Here is a 24,192-nt window from a genome sequence, read left to right as displayed (position 1 = left end):
ATATCGTTCCTTATTACCGCTTTTGCCAGTTGTATTTTACCTTCATCATGTCAAAATGTACTTAAAAGAAGGAGGAACAACATGTTTAAACAGTATGTTAAAAATGAACAATTCAATTTACAAATTAATCGATTCATCAATGATGAGTACGAAAATGATCAAAAAGTACAGGAAGATTTAAAAAGTATTATTCCTCAGTTAAAAGATGAAGAATCATGGTTTAAAGCATGGAACGACAAAGCTATTGCAAGAGAACAAGATGGTGATTTCTCTGTCGCATCAACTTATTATCAAGCCTCTGAGTTTTATTTGTCACCTGAGGATCCCCGAGATGAAAATGCTTATCGAAAGTATCGAGAAAATTTTTATAAAGGCTTCAACGACTTTGAATACGAAAGGTATCAAGTACCTTATGAAAATGGGTATCTACCAATTGTAAAACTAGTCACACCAAACGCCACTAAGAATCTATTGCTATTTGCCGGATATGATTCCTACATGGAAGAGATGGTCAAAATGTCAAAATTTTTGAAAGGAATTGATTACAACATTTATGTTTTTGATGGGCCAGGTCAAGGAACTGCGTTGCGTCAAGGGATTCACCTGATACATAATTGGGAAAATCCAGTAAGCGTCATATTAGATTATTTCAACCTTAAAAGAGCTAGTGCAGTTGGTATGTCATTAGGTGGATATTTAGTTATGCGCGCCGCCGCATTTGAAAAACGATTGGATAAAATTGTTGCATTTGATATTTTCTATAGTTTCTTTGATGCATTACGTATTCGAATGCCCTATAATCAAATTACTAAAATCGAACAGCTGCTAGCTGCTAAAGATGCCAAAACAGTTAATTTTATGTTCAAAAGTATGATGGCCAATAATCTAGATTTAAATTGGAAAATCAATAAGGGTATGGCAAACGTTGGCGTTCAATCGCCTTACGAACTATTAAAACAGTTCCAAAAATATAATATGGAACCGATTATGCCACTTATTAATCAAGATGTTCTGTTACTAGCTGGCGAAAATGATCAATATGTTCCCAGTAGCCGCTTAGTAGAAATTGATAGCAAATTAATTAATGCTGCTTCCGTTAAATCAATTATGTTTGACAAGGCGTCTGGTGGTGATCAACATTGTCAAGCAGGTAATCGACAATTAGGATTTGATGCAATAAAAGAATTTTTATCGAATAAATAGCCAAATATAAAAAGCAGAAAAATAAATCATATTTTTCTGCTTTTTATATGCATCTTTTTTATAAATATGGTTTTGTTATTGCATCATTTGATTTTTTCAAATCGTCGATTGTACCGGAAAAAACAACTTTACCACCCATTTTTCCGCCTTCAGGACCCATCTCAATCAGCCAATCAGCCTGTCGAATGACTTTCAAACTGTGTTCAATAATGACAATCGTGTTTCCTCTAGCAACCAGCTTATCGAAAAGCTCAAGCAAATGATCAATATCTTTTAAATGTAACCCATTCGTTGGTTCATCAATAATATAAACACTACTCTTCTTTTGTAAGTAGCTCGATAACTTGATCCGTTGCAACTCTCCGCCTGACAATGTACTCAAAGATTGGTTTAATTTTAAATAACCAAGACCCACATCACAGATTGCTTGCAAACCAGTAGCTATTCGTGTAATACCACTAAAAAAATTAACGGCTTGACTCACCGTCATAGACAATATGTCAACAATAGTCTTATCCTTATAGCCATATTGCAAAACTTCCTGATTATAGCGTTGTCCATGGCACAATTCACACTCAGAAACGACATCGTCCATAAAATACATATCATTAACGATAACGCCTTTTCCCTTGCAGCGCGGACAAGCGCCCTTTGAATTGTAACTAAATAACGATGGACTAACTGAGTTTGCTCTTGCAAATAGTTTCCTAATATCATCAAAAATATCTAAGTAAGTCAGTGGAGTTGATCTAAGACTAATACCAATGTTCTTTTGCGAAATATTGATAACATCGATTTCTCTTTGAATCAATTCTGACGCTACTATTTGTGCTAGAGACGATTTACCTGATCCAGCCACACCGCATAAAACAGTCAAAGCATTAAGTGGTATTTTTAAAGAAACGTTTTGTACTGTGTTTAAATTTTTATCTCTAACAGACAGCCATTTTTTGAAGCTGCTATTAGTATGATTATTCAACCTCTCATTTTCACGCATAGCAACACTGGTAATCGTATCGCTTTTTAAAAACTCACCATATGTTCCCGAAAATTGAATACTGCCACCATTAACTCCCGGACCTGGACCAACATCAATGATGTAGTCAGCTCGCTGAATTAGCAGTGGGTTATGTTCCACTAAAATAATCGTATTGCCTTGATTCTTTAAGACACACAAACATTTATATAGTCGTTCAATATCTTTTGGATGTAGGCCTGAGCTAGGTTCGTCTAGGACATACATCACATCATTTAAAGAGCTTGTGATATGCTTAGCAATTCTGATTCTTTGCGCTTCGCCGCCCGATAGCGTATCTGTACTTCGCGCTAAATTAAGATAGCCTAAACCAATCGTAATCAAAGCATTTAGGCGTTTATCAATCTGTGTTTTAACATCCTGAACCAGTGGATTTCTTATTTTTTGAATTAATAATTGTAATTCATCCAATGACATTGCAACTAAATCACTGATATTATGCCCATCAATTTTGCAACTTAGCGCCTTTGCATTCAATCTGGAGCCCTGACAAGTTGGACAAATATCAGTGGATACAAACTTTTCAAGTTGCTTTCTATGCCTTTTCCCCTCATCAGTATTAATAATACTTCGCTTAATTCTCGGTAACAAACCCTCATATAAGGCAGTTTTTGGCCATTTTTCAGGAGGAGACGCTAGTTTTTGCTGTGGTGCGTATAACAATAAATCTAGTTCTTCTTTAGAATAATCCTTTATTTTTTTATTCAAATCAAATAAGCCGCTATAGGCATAACGTTTCCAACGCCAAGCACCATTTCCAAAAGTTGGAAAATCAATTGGATCTTCATTAAGTGATTGATTAAAATCAACAAGATATGTTAAATTAATTTTTTTAGTAAAACCTAAGCCATCACAAACTTCACATTTGCCTTGGGGATGATTGAAAGAAAAGGCATCTGAATAACCAACAAAGGGTTGTCCTATTCGAGAAAACAGCAAACGCAAGAATGTGTATATTTCAGTATACGTTCCTACTGTTGATCTAACGTTGCCCGACATTTTTCGTTGCTCAATTGGTATTGCTATTGGCAAATTAGTAATGTTATCTACAGCCGGTCTACCATATTTTGGTAAAATATGTTGCACATAACTCGAGAACGTATCATTTAATTCACGTCTTGACTGCGCAACTAAAGTGTCAAAAACTAAGGTTGACTTTCCCGAACCAGATACACCTGTAAAAACGGTTAACTGGTGTTTTGGAATTTTGACCGAAATGTTTTTTAAATTATTTTGATGCGCATTGTCGATGCCAATCCATTCATTGTTACCCACGCTATCCCCCTTACCGATTATCTTTAATGTACAATTCAATGCAATGTTATCATTTTTTTATATGATAATCAAAGTCAGAGCAGAGTATGTATTGAAAACATGAAAAAATACAAGCAATAACTTGTATTTTTTTTCATGTTTTCAATTAGTTGTTAACTGCACAATAAATTTTTTCAAACCAGCTTGGCCTGCTTCGGAATTTTTGAAAACGCCAGCGTCTTCAAGGACTCTTTTAAAAATTTGACCAACACTTTGCTCCACCACTTCCGTTACATTATCAGCATTAAAAGTTTCTTCATATTTTAGTTTATCGGCCCATATCTTGTGCTTTGGAGCCACAGAATCCGTATTCCCCAAAAGATATGCTTCGACTTCTGCAAGTTCTGTTTTTAAACGCGGTGGCAAAATAGCCAAACCCATTACTTCTATTAGTCCAATGTTTTCTTTTTTTATGTGTTGTACATCTGAGTGAGGATGAAAGATTCCGTCTGGAAATTCAGTCGACGTATTGTTGTCCCGTAACACAAGGTCTACTTCATATTTGTGGTCACGGAATCGGACGATTGGTGTAACCGTATGATGTCTTTCACCCGTTTGACTATGAGATTGAATAAATAAACTTGGGTCGTCATAATCTTCCCATGTTTTCATTACTTTACCAGCCGCTGCGAGTAATTTATCGCTGTCCGAATCAATTAAGCGAATTGCAGTCATTGGCCAGTTTAATACCCCCGCTTCCGACAGGTTCACATCTGAAATCTGAAAGCTTTCCTTCAATGTTGCTTTTGCCATAGGTAAATCATAGCGCCCTGCTTGAAAATGATCGTGGGACAATATTGAACCACCCACAATTGGCAAATCTGCATTGGATCCAATAAAATAATCTGGGAATTTAGTAACAAATTCTAACAGTCTAGCTAAGTTTTCCTGATCAACGTGCATTGGTCGAATATTTTCTGATAGCACAATTGCATGTTCATTAAAATAGGCATACGGTGAATATTGAAAATACCAATTTTCATTACCTAAAGTTACTGGAATGACACGATGATTCGACCGAGCAGCATAATCTAAACGACCCCAGTAGCCTTCATTCTCTTTTGCCAACTGAGATGCAGGATACTGTTCCTGTTGTTGTGTTTTATTTTTCAGTGCTGCTGCAATTACCTTAGGATCTTTTTCAGGCTTTGAGAGATTAATTGTAATTTGTAATTGACCATACTCGGTCTCAACTGGGTAAGATAAATTTTGGCTAATTTCCCGCGTCTTGATATAGTTACTTCTTTTCGATAAATCAAAGAAATAGTCAGTAGCCTCCCGTGGGGCGTGATCGTAATGTTGCCAAAAAATTTGTCGAACTTGTGAAGGACGAGGCACAAAATAATCCATTAGTTGTGCCCCTAGTATATCAGCATTTATTTTTCTATTCTGTAATGTGCCATTATCTGCTGCAATTGCTACCAAATTATCCAATAGTGTTAACGTAGATAACCTCGAAACATCTTGATCACTTGTTACATGCTCATAATTTGATTCACCAATCATGCCTAATATTTGGTTTCCCAAATAGTTTGCATCTTCATTTGTGTAATCCGATTGTTCGATAATACGCTGAGTAAATTCCGTAATTAAATTATTTTCTGACATTATTATTCACCTACTTTACCGACCCAGTGTGCTCCGTCACCAACATTTGCTACATAAAATGAGGGATCGTAGCCAACTACAGATTCATATTTAGCCCCAACAGCCGCTTTCAAATCATCAACATTATCTTGATGTACTAGTGCGATTGCACAACCACCAAATCCTGCACCGGTCATCCTTGCACCGAGCACACCATCGACGGTTTGTGCTGTTTCCACAAGCGTATCAAGTTCTATTCCAGTTACCGCATAGTCATCCTTTAAAGACTGATGCGATTCATTCATTAACTTACCAAAGCTAGCCAAATCATTTGATTTTAATGCCTCGACAGCAATCTTAGTTCGTTCGTTTTCATAAACAGCATGGCGGGCACGTTTTACAAGTATGTTGCTTTCTAATTTATCAGCATATTTATTAAAAGTTTTGGCGTCTAATTCGCCCAGATATTGGATAGGTGTATATTTTTGCAATTGATAGACTGCTTCTTGAGTTTCACGAACACGCTCATTGTATTTTGAGTCAGCCAACTCTCTTCGTTTGTTCGTATTCATAATAACAACAACATAATCACCCAAATGGATTGGTACCATTTCGTAAATCATCGTATTCGTGTCTAAATAGATAGCTTGGTCCGCTTCACCAAATCCAATAGCAAATTGATCCATTATTCCAGTATTAACACCAACAAAATCGTTTTCAGCACGTTGTCCACTGGCCACCAATTGCAATCTCGGAATTTTTAGATCATATAGCTTTTGCGCCACTACGCCAATTAAGAGTTCTAAAGATGACGATGATGACAATCCTGAGCCGTTTGGTATGTTACCATTGATAACTAATTCAAATCCATGCTCAAAACGGTTACCATATCCTCTTAAAGCCTGCAACACGCCTTTAACAAAATTTCCCCAAGATGATCCAGGTAACTTTTCTTCGTCATTAACGTCAAAACTAATCACCCCTTCATCCGGGAAATTAGTCGAATAGAGTTTTACCAAACTATCCGCTCTTTGAGATGCTACGCCATATGTTCCCAGTGTAATTGATGCTGGAAACACGTGACCACCATTATAATCAGTATGCTCACCGATTAAGTTAATTCGACCTGGTGAGAAAAACTTGTCAGTTGGTTCATGATGAAATTGCTTCTTAAAAACATGAATTAATTCTTCGTATATTTCAGTCATTTCCATTTTTCCTTTCACAATGATTTTCACTTATTCAGCTTGCCATTTGAAATAACGCACCGCAGAGGTAAAATCAGCTTGCTTAATTGGCGTGTTATATAGACCAATTGACATGAGTTCATCTCCAGAATAATGTTCATTTGTTCTTTGATCAACATAGATTCCGTCAGATTTCAGGTGACTCATTTTAGTTACAGTGAAAACTGGCTGCGCAGTTGACAAAACACGGTAATTGAATAACAATGCTTCTGTCTTATCTTCACTGATAAATTCCCAGGCTGTTTCATTATTTTTAAAAGGACTTTTGATACGGTAAAAATTGCCATACTGGATCAACGAGCGATGCTGTTTATAAAATGTCACTTGATCTTTGATTTCTGATTTTTCTTCTAATGACAACTTAGCTAGGTTTAATTCATATCCAAAGACTCCTGCAGTAGCAACATCCCCACGCATAGCCAGACTCGTTTGACGCCCAGTTTGATGATTAGGCGATGCTGAAACATGCGCGGTCATACTAGAGACTGGGTAGCTTAATGTCGTCCCATATTGAATTTTTAAGCGCTCAACAGGGTCCGTATTGTCTGATGTCCACGATTGTGGAAAGAAATATAACATGCCAGCGTCAAATCGTCCGCCACCGCCAGAGCATCCTTCAAATAAAATATCTGGATAACGTTTGGTCAAACGATCCGCCAAATCATACACACCTAACATATAACGATGTCCCACTTCTCCTTGACGTTCTGGTGACAACGCTGCAGAATATACTTCTGTTAAATGACGGTTCATGTCCCACTTAATGTAATCAATCTTAACATTATCCAAGATATTTACTACTTGTTGGAAAATATTATCCACTACCTCAGGTCTTGAAAAATCAAGCACATATTGATCACGACTAGGGGTCAAATCACGGTTAGGCATACCGAGAATATAATCAGGATGTTGTCGATAGAGATCAGAATTTTTGGAAATCATTTCCGGTTCAAACCATAATCCAAATTTCATACCTTTTTCGTGTACTTTATCTGACAAGCCAACTAAACCACCGCCACTCTGTAATTTAGTGGCGTATTCAAACCAGTCACCCAAAGAGCTATCATCATCATCACGTTTTCCAAACCAACCATCATCTAAGACAAACATTTCAATGCCTAATGGGGATGCTTCATCTAATATCTCTTGAATTTTTTCTGCATTAAAATCAAAATAAGTTGCTTCCCAGTTATTAATAACAATTGGTCTCTCTGCATATTGATATTTTCCACGAGCCACACGTTCTCGTAGCAAGTGATGGTAAGCTTGTGACATACCATTTAAACCTTCATCAGAATAAACCAACAACGCTTCAGGTGTCTGAAAGTCATCATCAGCGTTTAATTGCCAATCAAATCCATCTTCGTTAATACCAGATAGAACACGTGTCTGTTCCACATAATCTCTTTCGATAGTGAATTGATGATTTCCCGAATAAACCAGTTGGATACCAACAGCTTCACCCTCATTTTCGGTTGTGTTCGGTGTTACTAGCGCTACAAATGGATTCATGTGGTGCGAGCTTGTTCCTCGATGACTAGAAAATTCAGCCACTCCTTGGCGCACAGTTTGTCGCTCCATTTGACGTTCACGCACATGGGCGCCGGGTAACGAGATGATTTCTAGATCACTTGCTGGTAAATCTAATTGCAGTGATGCAATTTTCTCAATATTAATACTTTGTTGAGAGAGATTCGTTATTTTAGTTGATCTTGCAACTACTGGCCGGTCATTATAAATTGTGTAATAAAGCGATACTTGGACATTTAGCGCACTATCCACAAGATAAATTATTAATGTTTTAGCTTCATCTTCTGATAACACGTAGGCCTGAGGCAGATGAGCTATATGTGGCTTACCATTTACGATTTCGAATGATTGAAAACGAAAATCAGATGTTTGTGCACCGTTGGCTCCTTGAATTTTAATCGCGGCTTGACGAAAATCTCCCGTATTATAACCACCGTATTCTTGTAATAATGTGTCCTTCGAATAGCTACGATCTGTTTGATGTGGTTTTCCAGCTAAGTTTGGTGAGAATCCTCTATCTAGACGTGGATAATGTCGTGAACCATGATATTTTGTAATTTTTTTACCAAAATAGAGATGGCTTAGCAGTCCGCCCTCTTCAATTTGTATCAGGTAAGATATTTGTCGATTTGAAAGATGAAAAACATTTTGCTTGTCATCAAAAGAAATGTTTGCATTAGCCATAATCTTCCTCCGTGAAGTCTTTTACTAAATTACAAACACAGTTTACCACTCGTTTACTAAAATGTAAACGGTTACTTTTACTTTTTAAAAGTTTCTCGATATTTCAAATTTCCCGGTATTGTAGCCCAAACTGTCCAATCACGTTCATCATTTGCTAATTCGTAGGCTTGTTCTAAAGCCGTCTTCCCTAGTGCCGCAGGATTTAGATCTACCGTCGTTAGTGCCGGAACCAAGTAAGAGGATAACTCAACATTATCAAAGCTCACCACATCAATATCAATTCCTGGCTCTAGATTCTCGGATTTCAATGCATTAATGGCACCAATTGCAATAGGATCCGAAGCAACTAATAGTGCATCTATACTGTGTTCTTCTCTTAATAAAGATATAGCGCCTTGCATGCCCGTTTCAGCATGCCACGGACCGGTGTAAAAATGAGAGCTCATTTGATGCTCTTCAGCCCAATTACGATAGATTTCACTACGCACATCTTCAACAGCAAGTGTTGAGGAGCCATCTAATTCTAGCAAATCATTCACGCCACCAATAAATCCAATATGTCGCCGTCCAGCTTGATAAAACTCATCCAATATCCGAGTTGTCATCAACCGCAGTTCGGGATTGACAGAGTCAATGGTTTCATAGCGCGTTTTGGCATCAACCAACACAATTCGCTCATTAATTTTCTGCAATTGGTTCACCGCTTTTTGAGTCATATCGCCTAAAATAATAATGGCATCGTAAGTTGCGAAATCCGCGATATTAATGCCTTGATTAATTCGAATAATTTCATCAACAATAATATTTTGATCTTGCGCATTTTGCTCAATACTCAAGTATATTTGTCGCCAATAAGCATCGCTAGCTTCTCGGATTTCAGAAAAAACCGTCAATACTGCAATATGGATCAATTTTTTGGAAATACTTTTTTTATGTTTTTTTGTGTAATTCAACCTTTGCGCGGCATCAATAATCTTTCGGCGAGTTTCGTCAGAAACTGACAGAGTCAGGTCATTATTTAAAACTCGAGATACCGTGCTTGATGACACATCCGTTTCCAGCGCTATCTGCTTAATTGTTACCATATTTTCTTCCTCAATTTATGCAAGTTCATTTGCTTTATTTATACTCCTTATCATTTTACATCAAAATATAAAAAATACCTATTTACTAAATATTTACTAAAAAGTATTGATTTTTTAAATGAAAGCGCTTACTATTGAGATGTTAGCTACTACAAAAAGGAGATTACAATTATGAAGTCTAACCAGCAGTCAATGACATCACGCGTTTCATACGCTTTTGGTGCATTCGGTAATGATATGTTTTTTGCGACATTATCAACGTATTTCATTATGTTTGTTACCACACATTTGTTCAATAGTGGTAATGCCGCGCAAAATGACAAAATGATTAGTTCCATTACGCTAATTATCTTTCTACTACGATTTGTTGAATTAGCAATTGATCCATTTATTGGTAATGCAATTGATAATACAAGCACTCGTTGGGGTAAATTTAAACCTTGGGTGGTTGTTGGTGGAACGGTTGGATCAGTTGCTCTGATCATTCTTTTCACAAATATGGGCGGTCTAAATAAATCAAACCCACTTCTTTATTTGATTATCTTTGGCATAATCTATATTATTATGGATATCTTCTATTCATTTAAAGATATTGGGTTCTGGTCAATGATACCGGCATTAACTTTTGGCTCACGCGAACGTGAAAAAACTGCAACTTTTGCCCGTATCGGTTCTACAATCGGTGGAAACTTAGTCGGTGTTGTTGTTATGCCCATTGTTTTGTTTTTCTCTTTGAATCAAAATGATGGTACTGGTGACACTCGTGGTTGGTTCTGGTTTGCTGTTATTATTGCGGTAATCGCATGGCTGAGTGCGGTCGCTGTTGGTGTTGGTACTAAAGAAGTTGATTCCGACCTACGTAAGAACAAAGAAAAAACAACATTCAAAAATGTTATCCATATTCTAACGCATAATGATCAGCTCATGTGGATTGCCCTGTCTTATGGTTTTTACACCACGGGCGTCACTCTTGTTAATTCACTAGAGTTATATTATTTCACTTTTATTTTAGGAAACTCATCTGCTTTCTCAATTTTCGCCTCACTAAACATTGTAACTGGCTTACTATCTGTTTCACTATTTCCAAAATTAGCTGATAAACTTAATCGACGTAATTTATTTTTCTGGTGTATCTTAACCATGATTATCGGATTAGTTCTGTTTATTTTTGCAGGACAGTCACTCACAATGGTTCTAATCGCTGCCGAATTATTTGCCATTCCACAACCACTTGTGTTCTTAGTGGTTCTCATGACAATCTCTGATTCTGTGGAGTACGGTCAACTGAAGCTCGGGCATCGTGATGAATCATTAACGTTGTCGGTTCGTCCACTATTAGATAAACTAGCTGGTGCTATTTCAAACGGCGTCGTCGGAATAACTGCCGTAGTCGCTGGAATGACAACTGGTGCTACAGCTTCTTCAGTAACAGGGTCCGGACAATCCATTTTCAAAACCATTATGTTTGGTTTGCCAATTGTTATTATTTTAATCGGCACCTACGTATTTTATCGCAAAGTAACACTTACTGAGCGCAAGCACGCTGAAATTGTTGACCAACTTGAAAAAACATGGGGAAAGAAATTTGTTGACACAACAACGACTACAACCACGCCTGAATTAAAAACTGGTGAGTACACATACAATGCACCTATTGCCGGTGAATTAATTAATCTCTCATCCGTTAATGACCATGCATTTGCTTCAGGATCTCTAGGTCAAGGATTTGCAATTCGTCCGAGCGATGGTCGGGTTTATGCGCCATTTGATGCAACCGTTCGCGTTGCCTTCTCAACGAAACATGCCATTGGCCTTGTTTCAGACACTGGTCTAGTCACATTAATTCACATTGGTATTGGTACTGTTGCTATGCAAGGGACAGGTTTTGTTACTTACTTCGAGCGCGGCCAACATGTTAAGAAAGGTGATCTACTCATTGAGTTCTGGGACAAGTCAATAAAGGATGCTGGCTTTGATGACACCGTTATTGTGACAATAACAAATTCTAATGTCCTTTCTGAATTCAACATTGTAAAACCAATTGGTAGTAAAGTCGATAAAGATGATATTGTTTTGACTTTAATCAATAAATAAGTAAATTTTAACATACAGGAACAAAAAGTTATCAATATATAATATATTGATAACTTTTTGTTTCTTATGAAGACTGTGTACATTAAATTTTGATATACTACAAACACAAGTTAAATTTATTTAAGGAGGCAAGGTTTATGTTACGTTCTATTTTAATATTTCCTAAACTTTCAGAAATAACAACAATCCAAAATATTAGGCGCGAACTTGATCCCTTATATCCACATATTCGTCCACACATAACTCTTGTGTTTCCATTTGAAAGTGAGGCTACAGACGAAGTCATTATCCAAAATATTCAAACGATTTTAAAACCATTCTCGGCTTTCAACGTGACCTTTGAAAATTTTTCGTCTGATGAGAAAAGTTATCTTTGGCTACCTGTTGACGAGGGGTGTTCGGTCATTCAAAAGATGCATGATGTTTTATATCAATCCCCTTTGTTCTCACCCTTTCTACGCCCTGAATTTCCATATACACCCCATATCACAGTGGGACAGATACACAATCAGCAAGCAATGTTATCAACCTTAAAAGTACTAAACTCAAAACAACTGCAAATCCATGCTGAAATCGATACCGTTTCAATCGAACATATCCTAGATAATGACGATTCAGACGAATTTTTCCAAATTACCCTATTTAGACCAAAAAAATAATCAACCATTAGGTCAAAATAAAAAGAAATTATTTAGTAGATTCGCAAATAATTTTTGATTTGTTCTTGTTTAATTTAATCCAAACTGCGATTGCACCAAATAACGCAACATGTAACGTTAGGCTCATTACACTCCCTTCGATGCCAAAACGCCCACCATTTAACCATTCATAAGCTTGTGTTGGAATTGATTTGAAAATTAGCGCACCACTGTTAGTGCCAGAAACTGCAACACCAAGAATTGGCCCTTGAAAAAAGTTCCACGCACCATGAAAGGCACCCACCACCCACAAATCTTCGGTTTCAATTCGAATCATAGCCATGATAGCACCAAACAAAAATAGTTCTAAGAAAGCTACTCTAGTTATTCCTGGGTTTGCCAAATGTAGCGCTGCGAAAAAAAGCGAGCTAATTATAATAGCTGAAGCATGGCTTAAATGTTGACTTAATTTACCTAACAAATAGCCTCTAACTAATATTTCTTCGCCCATGCCTTGAATACAAAAACCTAAAAGAAAGAGAACGAGCCACAGCACATTACCTATATGCCAAATGTTAATGACTTGAAATCCTCCAAAGGCAACTGCTATTATCCAAGTTAGTACAAAGAATATTGCCCCTGCAGCGTACCCTATCAAATATCTGTATGCCTTTTTATCTTTAGCAAAGGGCATTATAATTCTAAGATCATTTTTTCGACTTTCATATTGAAACATCAAAAAAATTGGTAAAGTAATTTGACTAATCAACATGAAAACTATGGCTACCTGACTATTTTCAAGCCATTCCTCGGATAAACCGCTACGCTCAGCATATATTCCGCTAAAAAATCCGCCGATATCCAATACAAAACTGAGTAAAAATGCATATACCAAATACTTTAAAACTATTTTTAATTTCCCCATGTTCAATGCTTCCCCCTAGCAATTAATACGTAACCAAAATAGTTTATAATGTTTCTTAATTAATGTCAAATAATTATAAAAAAGCATATCCTCATGAGATATGCTTTTTAAAATTATTTTTTCGCTTTTCTAAGTGCTTTAAAGAGGATTTCAAACTGCCCTCGAAATGACATAGCTTGTTCAAATATGTCCTCACCATCATTTAACATTTTCACTGTCACCCATCCCAAAGCCTCAGTGATTGAAACAGCTACGGAAGCATTGATTACAGCACCGGATACAGTTCCCACAGCTGGTATAAATTTAATAATATTCCCCACTGCGCTACGACCAAGACCTACAACTACCAGTTCCTTAGATAAACTTTTACCTAAACCTTCTGACCATGATTGCCCAAACAATTTATGCAATCGTGACATCATAGTTAGTTGAATTGGTACTAGTAAAAAAGCATCTGAGAACGGAATTGGCGAGCAGCCCACAATTGCAGCACTCAATGATGCAGCGTGAATAATTCGATGACACTTCTGAGCTGTTTGTTGATCAACTCCCGTCAAAAAGGTATCAAAAACTTGATCAAGATTCGATCGACTTTTAAAAAATATCTTGTCCGCCCTGGATTTCGATTTTTCATATGAATTCTGTATAATCTTTGAGGTTTTGTCAGGAAATCGTTGCAGTACTTCAGAAAAAAATGAATTGAATTCTTTGTCTTCTGAGACTGGATCATCGTTTCCCTTTTTAAACTGGTTTTTATCCATATTATTTAAGTCCTCTATCTTTATTATACCCTCATTTTAATTTTAATCGCATTTAAAGGCGCATAAAAAAACCTGATTTATTTCTAAAGTCAGGTTTTTTTGATTCATAATTAAAACTTTTGTGCGAATGTAACAAATTGCTTTGCTGCATTTGCAAGGAAATTTTGCGTATCTGTGTTAGTAATATGACCATTTTCATCGGCTAAGTTTTGAACATTGCCAATATACAATTCTGGTTGTTGTAAAGTTGGCATATCCAAGAATACCAAAGATTGACGTAGCACGTGATGAGCCAATACACCAGAAATACCAGAAACTGACTGTGAAGCGACTAGCGCTGGTTTGCCAGCCCATGCGTTTTCACCCCAAGGTCGAGAAGCAACATCTAAGGCATTTTTCAAAGCTGCTGAAATGCTTCGGTTATGCTCAGGTGTGACAAAGATAAATGCATCTTGCTCAGCAACTGCCGCGCGGAACTTTGTATATTCTTCAGGCGAATCAGCATCGAAATCTTGATTGTAAAGGGGTAAGTTACTGATATTTAAGTAATTTACCTCAGCATCTTCAGGCAGACCAGCAACAAGTGCATCAGCTACTCCCTTTGAAAATGAGTTTTCACGAATCGAACCAACAACAACACCATATTTTGTCATTTATGTGACCTTCTTTCTAATTACTAAAAGTAAGTATACAATGAAATTGAGTAGTTTGCAAGCATCTATTTATATCTGTTTGTACACTAACCAAGCCATCTTTGAGTAACCATTTTCAACGAAATTTACAAACGAGTAGATTAATTATTTGCTAGTTCAATGAACTTGTTCACTTGATCTACATTTGCTCCGATCATAATAATTGCCCGCAGTGGCAAGTTTTCCATTAGCTCTCGATTACTATCAGACGCACTAATACTTTCAATCGCTGTTTGTAAACCAGACGCCACGAGTGATTCATGTAAACCATCTCGGTTAATGATTTCGCTAATATAAGTGTCTCCGCTGATCGGACGATTATTTGTCGTGCCCATTTCTAAAGAAACCGTTTTTTCTAATCTAATATCGCGCGAAGAACTACCTATTTTTAGATTATAGTCACCTTGATCAACTTGCCAGATACTTTTTTTCACGTTATACCAAGCAAAACTTCTCCGATCTAAGAAAAATTCGACAGTTTTACTTTCTCCTGGATTGAGTCCGACTTTAACAAATGCTTTTAATTCTTGACGAGGTTTCTCAACACGGCTTTCTAGATTTTGAATATAGATTTGAGCTGTTTCTTTGCCATATATTGAGCCCACATTGGTTATTTTGATTTTACCCGTGACATGCTTTTTCGTATTAGCTACTATTTCCAAATCGTCATACTTAAAATCTGTATAGCTTAATCCATGTCCAAATGGAAACGCAACCTCTTTCCTCTTTAAATCATAATGCCGATAACCAACAAATATTCCTTCATGGTAATTTTCTTCATCTACACTAGCATTGAACGTACCGTATGCCGGTGTGTCTTCAATTTTTTCAGGAAAAGTTTCTGCTAATTTACCTGACGGATTTGTTTGACCAGTAAGAATATTCCATGTCGCCTCACCGACAGCTTCGCCGGCTAAATAAGTTTCTACAATTGCTTTTACCTTATTTCTCCAAGGTGTTGCAACCGCTGATCCATTTTGAAGAACAACAATTATATTAGGATTAATTGCTGATAGCTTTTGAATCAAATTGACTTGATTTTCCGGCAAATCAATGGTTTTTTTGTCAAATCCTTCTGACTCATCTTGTTCTGGGACACCAGCAAAGAAAATGATTTTGTCACTCAACTCAGCAATAGATTCTGCTTGCTGTTCTAAATCTAAATTACCTTTTTCTTCAGATAGGCTATACCCTGCAGTATAAGTAACATTGTAATCACTGTTGCTTGCAACCTCATGTGGCGTAACAACTTTGTATGCATTTACATGTGAACTACCGCCACCTTGATATCTTGGATTCTGGGCTAGTTCACCAATTAATGCAATTTTTTCAGTTTGTTTAATTGGTAAAACATCGTCATCGTTTTTTAGTAAAGCAATGCTATCCTCTGCTGCTTTTCGAGCAAACTCATGTTGATTATTCTTATCATAATCCGTACTATCATCTTCGCTAACACGGAACTTTTCAACCAACGCCAGTACGCGTAATACTGAGATATCCAATTTTGATTCTTCTAGCTGACCATTTTGGACAGCAGATACAATTCTATCAATCGAATATGCACCATTTCCAGGCATTTCTAAGTCTAAACCTGCTTTTAGCGAAGCAATATTATCGGCTACTGCTCCCCAATCTGACATAACGACGCCAGTATATCCCCATTCATTACGCAGTATTTCGGTTAACAAACGATAATTTTGAGAATTGAGCACACCATTAATCGCGTTGTAAGAGCACATTAACGTTGCTGGATGTGCCTCTTTGACAATCTTTTCAAAAGCCAGCAAGTATATCTCACGTAAAGCACGTTCATCAACATTCGAGGACGAGGTAAAACGTTGATCTTCTCGATTATTGGCTGCAAAGTGCTTGACACTCACGCCAACACCTTGCGATTGCACGCCCTTCACATAAGCGCTTCCTAGTTCTCCAGTTAGATATGGATCTTCGGAAAAATATTCAAAATTTCTTCCTGCCAATGGAGAACGCTTAATATTAATACCTGGCCCCAATAAAACTGACACATTTTCAGCTCTAGATGCTGTTCCAAGATTTTGACCTAATTGATAAAGCATGTCCACATTAAATGAACTAGCCATCAAAGCTGAACTTGGAAAAGCAATGGCTTCCACACTTTGATTCAAGCCTAGTGCGTCTGCACTACTTGCTTGTTTTCGCAATCCTGAAGGACCATCTGTTACCATGATTTTTGGTATATCATTTTCAATATTTTCCGCGGTAAACCAGAAATCTTTCCCCGTTACTAATTCTGCTTTTTCACGAACGGTTAGCCCTTGTACAAAGGATAAATTAAATTCTGTGCTCATTCTTTCAACTCCTTGTTATCTAATATACTGCTGCCAATAAAGTCAATTCATTGTTTCTAACTATAGAATACACCAAACTCAATACCATGGTAGAAATATGAATTAGCTATTAGTAACTAACGCATTAATTCACTATTAGCAATCATTTTGAAAGCTAATTTTGTAGTTCTCCCACCTCATTAGCTTGCTTAAATATGTTCCTTATGAAGAAATAAAATACAGCTAACACAAGCATTAATACGCCTGCAATAATGATTGAGAATTTAGAAGTATTGTTACCAAATAAATTACCTAATGTTGCTAGCAAATATGGCGATAAATAGGTACCTAAGTTTGTACCAACCATAGCGATAGAAATCGCCAAATTTCCTGAATTTGCTGGCGCTTTTTCCAAGATTGTACCAAATGCTATCGGTAGAAATACCGATCCGCCAATACCACCAATAGCCATACCCAGAGTAATGACGAACATGTTAGGTGCTAGTGCAACTATCAAGAAAGATATGCCAATAATCGCATAACTCAATGAGAAAGTATATTGCTTCGTTATTTTCACAATATAGCCATAGAGCAAACTACCTAAAAATCCGACCAAAGTATAGACTGATAATGCCGTTCCAATAAACGAAGCATTTTCAAATTTTTCTTCAACAACAAATCCAGCTGACTTTAGGAATACAGCCATTAATAACGCAAACGAGATCAGCAAACCAAACGATGAAAACAAAACATAACTATTAATACTTTGTTTAGGTTTTTCAACCACTTCATTTGTGACTAAGTCATCCTTAGTAGTCGTATCTGGTACATAAACCAAAAACAGAATGAACGAAACTAATGCTAAGAAGTAAATACTATACGAATAATGCCAATTGTAATTAACCAAAATTCCTGCAATAAATGTTGTTACAGTTTGACCTACACTTTGAACAGCACTTTGAAAACCTAGCATTTTATTGCGTGTATCTCCACTCCAAAAGTCATTAATCAAACTGACAGCTAATGAGTTAAACATTCCCAAGCCAGCACCTAAAACCAATCGAGAAATATATACAAGAAAATAGTTATCAGAGAACATAGGCACTACACCTGAAACTCCTGCCAAGAATAAGCCAGTTAAAACTGTTTTTCTAGTTCCAAAAACTCTTACAATAAAAGGGCTCAGTAGCACGAAAATCATAACCGTAATATTAGATGCCGTAACTAACGCTTCAACAGCAGTTGCACTTTGATTGGCAAATGTTTGTTGCATTTTTGGAATTGTAATTGAAATTGACGCAGTTGAAGTCAATAATAATGAAATTGATAAGAATGCTAGTTTAAACATATTTGATGAATATTTATCTTTAATCATTTTAGTTTTCCTTTGCTGTTAAAATGATGCGACGATACGTTTTTAGAGGATGCTCACCATCATTTTTAACTTCCAAAATCACATGAATCGTTTGACCATCAGAAATATCTTTTGGCACATCAATGCTAACGGTTGGTTGGTTTTCATTCTTTATACGAATTTTGTGATAACTATCAGCCAATGGTTCAGCATTATAGCCAATTAAAAACCCCTCAATATCTTCCTGCTTTGCTTCCAAATGTTCGTGAGCGTTATAGGTAGAGGCTTCATCATAAATCCACCATTTATAATATAGCTTACGTCCGTTCAAATCTTTAGCATAAACTTTATATTTAACTCTTTCTCCTGGCTTTACATCCCTTTCTAAGTTCATATCTATGTCAACAATTGGATAATGCGACACCTTATCGAAATCATCTGTAGCACTCCATGCAGCACGTGCAATAAAGTCATCTTGAATATCATCAAACCATCGTGTTAAAGTATATGCAGCTTCATAACGCTTCGTATATGGATTAAAGTCCAATGCTTCGTTAGTATAGAGCGTTGATGATTTTTCAACAAATCGGCCACCCCACCCCCCAAAGGTTGGATCAGAACTATTTCTCAAGCCATTGTTAATTAAATAGAAAAACGATGGTGAGTCCCCTTCCGAAATAAAATCAAAACGCTCGTATTCGGGATTTTTTTCTAAATATGAATCAATTCCTCGTTGCTCATCCTCATTCTCACCATCTATAACGCGTCCATCACCTATCAAAGCATAGTTTGCCAAGAATGAACCAAAATTATTAACCAATTTTTTTTGCCAATCGTGGTTCAATTTACGGGTTAAATTGTAGTTGGTATATTTCCAAAGATAAGCAAAATACCAAAAATTGAATTTATCATTAATAACTTTAATATGCCATTTTTTTGCGATGTATTCATTATAGGTGTCATCCTGATCAAGAATTATATAAATAACCACTTTTTCTTCAATACGTTTTTTTATAGTGGACCATTCTGGACTGTGCCCATATTTTTCCTCTATTGATCTCAATGCACGAGCCGTTGTATTGGTTCCACCCCAAGTTTGAATATATAACGGACGTTCATCTGTATCTTCTAATAAATAGTTTTCTAGAAACCTTGAACCATCTGTTTCTTGTTCATATTCACCTTTGAAACTGATATTACCAACATGGTAGATACTTTGTAAGTATTCAGGTGTTGGATACCCCTCACCATGGACTTTTAAATGATCATAAACTTTTCCATACTCTGAAATTAGATACGGAATCCACTTTTCTCCAGTCCAACGTTCTGGCTTAATCCCTTTTTCATCATCGCCCGCGTAATGATATACTGAGCTCGTCAATATGATACCCTCTGTATCAAATTCATTACTGTATAACAAATACCGCAAAAAAGAATTCATATCATCTACTTCGCCATCAGTAGTAATTATGGTTCGTGCTTTTTCGTTAAGTTGTTTAATCATATCATAAACCTTTCCAATATTTTGAAAGCGCTTTCTATATTGTTATACTAACACTAAATGACTACATAAAAAAAACTAAACAACTTAACAAAATGAACTTATATGACTAAACAAAGGTTAACGAGTGTATGATAATGTTAGAGGAAATGTTATGAATATGGAAAAAATAGCGAAAATAGCTGGTGTTTCAAAAGCAGCAGTATCTTTCGCCCTAAATGATAAGCCTGGAATCAGCCAAGCAACACGCAATCAAATTTTAAAGATTGCTGAAGAATTGAATTATGTTCCTCGACGAAAAATAAAAAAAGATACTATTGTTTTTCTTTTAGTTACTAATGATCACGCGCAATCATTGGATTATTTTCAACGTCTCCCTTTTTTTCAATCCATTATCGATGCTTTCAAAACAAAGTCGTATTTAAAAGGTTATAACCTCTCACTTCAGACAGTTTCTAAGCTAGATCAAGATACCTTTTCAAATTGGCAACAGACAAATATCTATGGCGTTGTAATACTAGGCACATTTTTAACATCAGATGATGTATTATTGCTAAACAAGGTGCATGCAAACATAGTTATTTTGGACAATCCGTCTATTGAAAATTCTCATAGTTCGGTAGTTATTAATAATAAAGAGGGTGTTCGAAGCATTGTCCATCAGATTTCTCCAAAGGAGACCGTTTTATACGTTCACGGATTACCAGCTATTCCTAATTTTCAGGAACGCAACACTGCCTTTAAATATTCAGCCCAGACGAAAGATTTCAATTTAACGGAAATTAAAATGGATAGTTTTAGTTTTTCAGAAACAACAACTTCTGAGCAACAACTTATTATCAATACGCTACAAAATAACACAACTATAGTAGCTGAGAACGATTATTTAGCTTTGAAAATTGCACAGATTGTAGCCGAAAAAAAATTGACGCATAATGTGAAAGCACTCTTTGGTTTCGATAATATCAAAACCTTATCTCAATCACCGATCCCAATTAAAACAGTTTCAGTAAATGTGTCTGTCATGGTAGACATGGCAATTGATTTAATTTTAAAAGAATACAAAGTCCCTGTTCATGTAACAGTAGATACAAACTTTGTTGAAGGTGACAAAAATGAAAAGTAGACTTTATCTATTAGTATTTTCACTTTTATTAAACGCACTTGGTAATGCCGTGGCAATCACTACAAATCTTGGTGCTAATCCATGGACTGCTGCTGGTCAAGGATTAGCAGCAACTTTTGACATATCTCTCGGTACAGCTTTGGTCAGCTTTGGTGTTTTCGTATTGTTGCTGAATTCTCTGCTGGCGCGTGAAATTAATTTCCGTCGAATTATCGGAAATTTTTTGTTCATGTTTCCGTTTAGTTACTTAGTTGATTGGATTGTTACATGCTTAAACGACTCATTTCTTTTAACAAGTAACTTGTATGTTAAACTAATCTTTAATCTTTTAGCAATTACAACGATTGCTATAGCAGTTGCCATGTACCAGCAGGCAAACTTAATCTTGCATCCAAACGATGAATTGATGTTCACATTACGATTCAAATATACACATGGAAATGCAACTAAAGCACAACTCATCGCTTATATGCTTCCTTTGTCCATTCTGGTTCTAGCTTTTTATATTAATGACCAATGGTTTGGGGTTGGTATTGGACTTGTAGGTTCACTATTTTTGCAAGGTCCTATTGTTGATTTAACACACAAAATATTCTTTATAAAAAAATTAAAATGAATAGAAAAAGACATAACTTACGTTATGTCTTTTCTTATTTAGATATATTTTCTTCAATAATGTCATGAAGTTGTTGGAAGTCTTTTTTCACATTATAATCATGACGTTCCTGCTTCATCAGTTCATTTAAACTACTTTCAATTCGATCGATATCGGTTTCATCTGTGTAATCAATCCAATTCACATGCTCTAACCAATCAAAGTACGCGTGCTTCCCTTTTCCATAACTATTTCCAAAAAGCAAGCATGGTGTCCCAGTGAGGACAGAGAAAACCATAGCATGCCAACGGTCTGTGATAATAATTTCTTGGTGTGAAAACAACTCCAGCTGTTGCTCAAACAAAGTGTCACGTGTGATCGGCGTAATCTCTTTTGGTTCATCTAATACGGTATCAACACGTTCCACTGGTCTGTCCCCACCGAGTATTTCTTTTATTTTATCAATGGTGGTTTGTTTGACAACCTTCTCTGAATCATGACGCAAAACAAACAAAGCCCCATTACGTTCAAATTTCCAGTCCACCGAATTCATGTATAATACCATGTCCGGCGTGAAAATAACTTTATTGTCAAAAGTCGTAAGCATACGATGAAAGCTTTGTGCGTCGCGAGCTACAAGGACAAGATTTGGGTTCTTGCTATAGGCTTCCTGACTTTTTCTTTTTTCAATCTCACCATCCTCATTATCCTCAAAATGAATTGATTGGGGAAATGAGATCGTAAGGTTGTCAACAAATGTCGAAAATACTTTACGCCTTGCCTCTTCGTGGTTGTGATACAAATTACCCATATTGCCACCACCAGTAAACGCAATAACATCATCTTTACGCAAATTCTCTTGGACAACAGGTATCGCCTCATCACCGTCTTCCTCAATAATTTCAATATACTGATAATTTGGAAATTCGTTCTCAATATATTTTCTTTCAGCCAATGATACTGCTTGATCACCCATATTTGTATAACGTGGTACACCAAACATATAAAATTTTGGACGATCATTTTGTGGAATTTCATGAACGACTTCTGTCGTATCAATGTAAAAATTAGCCATTAACTACACTCCTTTTTGGGGGCTATGATAGACTAGCTGTATCATAAGCCTTTGCCATCTTTTTACTATTGACAAACAGACTTGCTAACACAATACTTAATCCATTTGACATAGCAAAAACGAAAAATACCAATGCTGTTCCAAGAATAGCAACTAACTGGGGATAGATTAAACTAATGACGAAGTTGGTTATCCAAGTTGTTGCTGTAGCCACGGACATAAATTGCGCCTTAACCTTTCCAGGAAACATTTCGGCTAACAAGAGCCATGTAACAGGACTTACAATACCTTGATGATTAGCCAAAAACAACGTTAAACTAACAAGCACCAAAGCATTAGTTATTCCTTGAGAAAAAACACTAGATTTCATAATAGTTCCAAGTAGCGCCATAAAAACAACGTTACCAATCAGACCAATAATCAACATGCGATGATGATTGGCATGTTCTATCATTCGAGTACCAAATATACTAGCAATAACAGAAACGACACCAATTAACACATTGGCGTACAAGGAGCCACTTTCACCCATACCAACTTTTTCAAGTAAAATTGTACCGTAATACATCACGGTGTTTACACCTGAGATTTGCTGAATCAGAGCAATCACAATTCCTGTCACTAACAAATAAAACAATTTTTTGTTTTTTAATGCTATTGACCAATTAAATTCATTATCGTTTTGCTCACTAGATTGATCACTTTGAGATTTGATAAGCTGGTTAGTATTTTTAAATCCCAATCGACGAAATATTTTTCGAGCTCGGTTAAAACGATGCTTTAAGAGTAACCATTGCGGACTACCGCTGATACGAAACGAGTTTACCCACAGAATAATTGATGGAACCGCACCAGAAATCACCATAACACGCCAAATTGGACCCCAATGACCCCAGATGTTGCCTAATATTGCATTTACAATGAAAGCACATAACTGACCAAGTACAATAAAAATAGCGTTTTTGTTGACATTGGCGCTTCTTAAATTTTCCGGTGAAATTTCTGCTAAATACATTGGTGACAAACTTGATGCAGCACCAACTGCTAAACCTAATACAAATCGAAAAAGTGACATAAGCCAAAAGTTCATGGCAACAGCGCAAAGCACCGTAGCTATTGTAAATACGATTGCAATGATTCGTAGCGTTTTACGGCGACCAATTTTATCAGCAACTCGACCACATCCCAGTGCCCCAAAACAAGCACCAATAACCAATGAACTGGACACAACGCCTTGTAAGGTCGGTGTCAAATTCAGTTGGTCCGGACGGCTCATGAATGCCAGTGCACCGTTAATCACACCAGTATCATAGCCAAATAGAAATCCGCCTAATGATATAACGTAAACACAGTAATGCAGAAAATTTAGCTTAACTTTTTTTGATTTAGTTTTCATACTTTTCAATATTCCTTTGTAAAAATTTTAAAAGTGAGAAAAC

At 36.4% G+C, this 24,192-nt stretch carries 18 protein-coding genes; 5 read left to right on the top strand and 13 right to left on the bottom strand.

What is annotated here, in order from left to right:
- Positions 1 to 81 precede the first annotated feature (81 nt).
- Positions 82 to 1,203 (top strand): alpha/beta fold hydrolase, encoded by a 1,122-nt coding sequence (locus tag LEUM_RS04315; protein ID WP_011679651.1) that lies wholly within the window; start codon positions 82 to 84, stop codon positions 1,201 to 1,203.
- A 58-nt stretch (positions 1,204 to 1,261) separates the two neighbouring features.
- On the opposite strand, the gene LEUM_RS04310 is transcribed toward LEUM_RS04315, so the two are convergent.
- The 5 genes from LEUM_RS04310 to LEUM_RS04290 form a co-directional block, all read right to left on the bottom strand.
- Positions 1,262 to 3,514, bottom strand: a complete 2,253-nt coding sequence (locus LEUM_RS04310; RefSeq protein WP_011679650.1) for an ATP-binding cassette domain-containing protein — start codon at positions 3,512 to 3,514, stop codon at positions 1,262 to 1,264.
- Positions 3,515 to 3,655: 141 nt separating this feature from the next.
- Entirely contained in the window at positions 3,656 to 5,161 is a 1,506-nt protein-coding gene (gene galT, locus LEUM_RS04305) for a UDP-glucose--hexose-1-phosphate uridylyltransferase (protein ID WP_011679649.1), read from the bottom strand.
- Positions 5,162 to 5,163: 2 nt separating this feature from the next.
- Positions 5,164 to 6,348 (bottom strand): galactokinase, encoded by a 1,185-nt coding sequence (locus tag LEUM_RS04300; protein ID WP_011679648.1) that lies wholly within the window; start codon positions 6,346 to 6,348, stop codon positions 5,164 to 5,166.
- Between the two features lie 30 nt (positions 6,349 to 6,378).
- Complete coding sequence (locus LEUM_RS04295; RefSeq protein ID WP_011679647.1) at positions 6,379 to 8,601, bottom strand: alpha-galactosidase; 2,223 nt, start codon at positions 8,599 to 8,601, stop codon at positions 6,379 to 6,381.
- Positions 8,602 to 8,678: 77 nt separating this feature from the next.
- Complete coding sequence (locus tag LEUM_RS04290; protein ID WP_011679646.1) at positions 8,679 to 9,686, bottom strand: LacI family DNA-binding transcriptional regulator; 1,008 nt, start codon at positions 9,684 to 9,686, stop codon at positions 8,679 to 8,681.
- 171 nt (positions 9,687 to 9,857) lie between these two features.
- Here LEUM_RS04290 and LEUM_RS04285 point away from each other — a divergent pair, with 171 nt between their 5' ends.
- Positions 9,858 to 11,780, top strand: coding sequence for a glycoside-pentoside-hexuronide (GPH):cation symporter (locus LEUM_RS04285; protein WP_011679645.1), 1,923 nt, complete (start codon positions 9,858 to 9,860; stop codon positions 11,778 to 11,780).
- 137 nt (positions 11,781 to 11,917) lie between these two features.
- Positions 11,918 to 12,439, top strand: a complete 522-nt coding sequence (locus LEUM_RS04280; protein ID WP_011679644.1) for a 2'-5' RNA ligase family protein — start codon at positions 11,918 to 11,920, stop codon at positions 12,437 to 12,439.
- Between the two features lie 28 nt (positions 12,440 to 12,467).
- Here LEUM_RS04280 and LEUM_RS04275 read toward each other — a convergent pair whose 3' ends face one another.
- The 6 genes from LEUM_RS04275 to LEUM_RS04250 all read right to left on the bottom strand — a co-directional run bounded on the left by LEUM_RS04275 (position 12,468) and on the right by LEUM_RS04250 (position 19,960).
- Positions 12,468 to 13,343: a CPBP family intramembrane glutamic endopeptidase gene (locus LEUM_RS04275; RefSeq protein ID WP_011679643.1), complete on the bottom strand. Its 876-nt coding sequence runs from the start codon at positions 13,341 to 13,343 to the stop codon at positions 12,468 to 12,470.
- A 113-nt stretch (positions 13,344 to 13,456) separates the two neighbouring features.
- The gene (locus LEUM_RS04270) at positions 13,457 to 14,104 is read right to left on the bottom strand and encodes a YcjF family protein (RefSeq protein ID WP_011679642.1); all 648 of its coding nucleotides are present in this window, start codon (positions 14,102 to 14,104) and stop codon (positions 13,457 to 13,459) included.
- Between the two features lie 110 nt (positions 14,105 to 14,214).
- Entirely contained in the window at positions 14,215 to 14,757 is a 543-nt protein-coding gene (locus LEUM_RS04265) for an NADPH-dependent FMN reductase (protein WP_004164145.1), read from the bottom strand.
- A 140-nt stretch (positions 14,758 to 14,897) separates the two neighbouring features.
- Complete coding sequence (locus LEUM_RS04260; RefSeq protein WP_011679641.1) at positions 14,898 to 17,123, bottom strand: beta-glucosidase; 2,226 nt, start codon at positions 17,121 to 17,123, stop codon at positions 14,898 to 14,900.
- Between the two features lie 154 nt (positions 17,124 to 17,277).
- On the bottom strand, positions 17,278 to 18,477 hold the full coding sequence (locus tag LEUM_RS04255) for an MFS transporter (RefSeq protein WP_011679640.1): 1,200 nt from the start codon (positions 18,475 to 18,477) through the stop codon (positions 17,278 to 17,280).
- Between the two features lies 1 nt (position 18,478).
- Entirely contained in the window at positions 18,479 to 19,960 is a 1,482-nt protein-coding gene (locus tag LEUM_RS04250) for a nucleoside hydrolase-like domain-containing protein (RefSeq protein ID WP_011679639.1), read from the bottom strand.
- A gap of 157 nt (positions 19,961 to 20,117) precedes the next feature.
- Between LEUM_RS04250 and LEUM_RS04245 the strand changes: the two genes are divergently transcribed.
- Both LEUM_RS04245 and LEUM_RS04240 read left to right on the top strand, forming a co-directional pair.
- Positions 20,118 to 21,083, top strand: a complete 966-nt coding sequence (locus LEUM_RS04245; RefSeq protein ID WP_011679638.1) for a LacI family DNA-binding transcriptional regulator — start codon at positions 20,118 to 20,120, stop codon at positions 21,081 to 21,083.
- Entirely contained in the window at positions 21,073 to 21,699 is a 627-nt protein-coding gene (locus LEUM_RS04240) for a YczE/YyaS/YitT family protein (protein WP_011679637.1), read from the top strand. Before LEUM_RS04245 ends, LEUM_RS04240 begins: the two co-directional genes overlap by 11 nt.
- 34 nt (positions 21,700 to 21,733) lie before the next feature.
- Here the strand turns inward: LEUM_RS04240 and LEUM_RS04235 are convergent, their stop codons facing one another.
- Together LEUM_RS04235 and LEUM_RS04230 are read right to left on the bottom strand one after the other, a co-directional pair.
- Positions 21,734 to 22,753 (bottom strand): polysaccharide pyruvyl transferase family protein, encoded by a 1,020-nt coding sequence (locus LEUM_RS04235; protein WP_011679636.1) that lies wholly within the window; start codon positions 22,751 to 22,753, stop codon positions 21,734 to 21,736.
- 22 nt (positions 22,754 to 22,775) lie between these two features.
- A complete protein-coding gene (locus tag LEUM_RS04230) occupies positions 22,776 to 24,149 on the bottom strand; it encodes a sugar porter family MFS transporter (RefSeq protein WP_011679635.1) in 1,374 nt (457 codons plus the stop codon).
- Between the last annotated feature and the right edge of the window lie 43 nt (positions 24,150 to 24,192).

It is taken from the genome of Leuconostoc mesenteroides subsp. mesenteroides ATCC 8293, from assembly GCF_000014445.1.
GTDB classification, from domain to species: domain Bacteria; phylum Bacillota; class Bacilli; order Lactobacillales; family Lactobacillaceae; genus Leuconostoc; species Leuconostoc mesenteroides.
The sequence above is the reverse complement of the archived record's forward strand: the minus strand, read 5'-3'. Positions and strand labels throughout refer to the sequence as shown.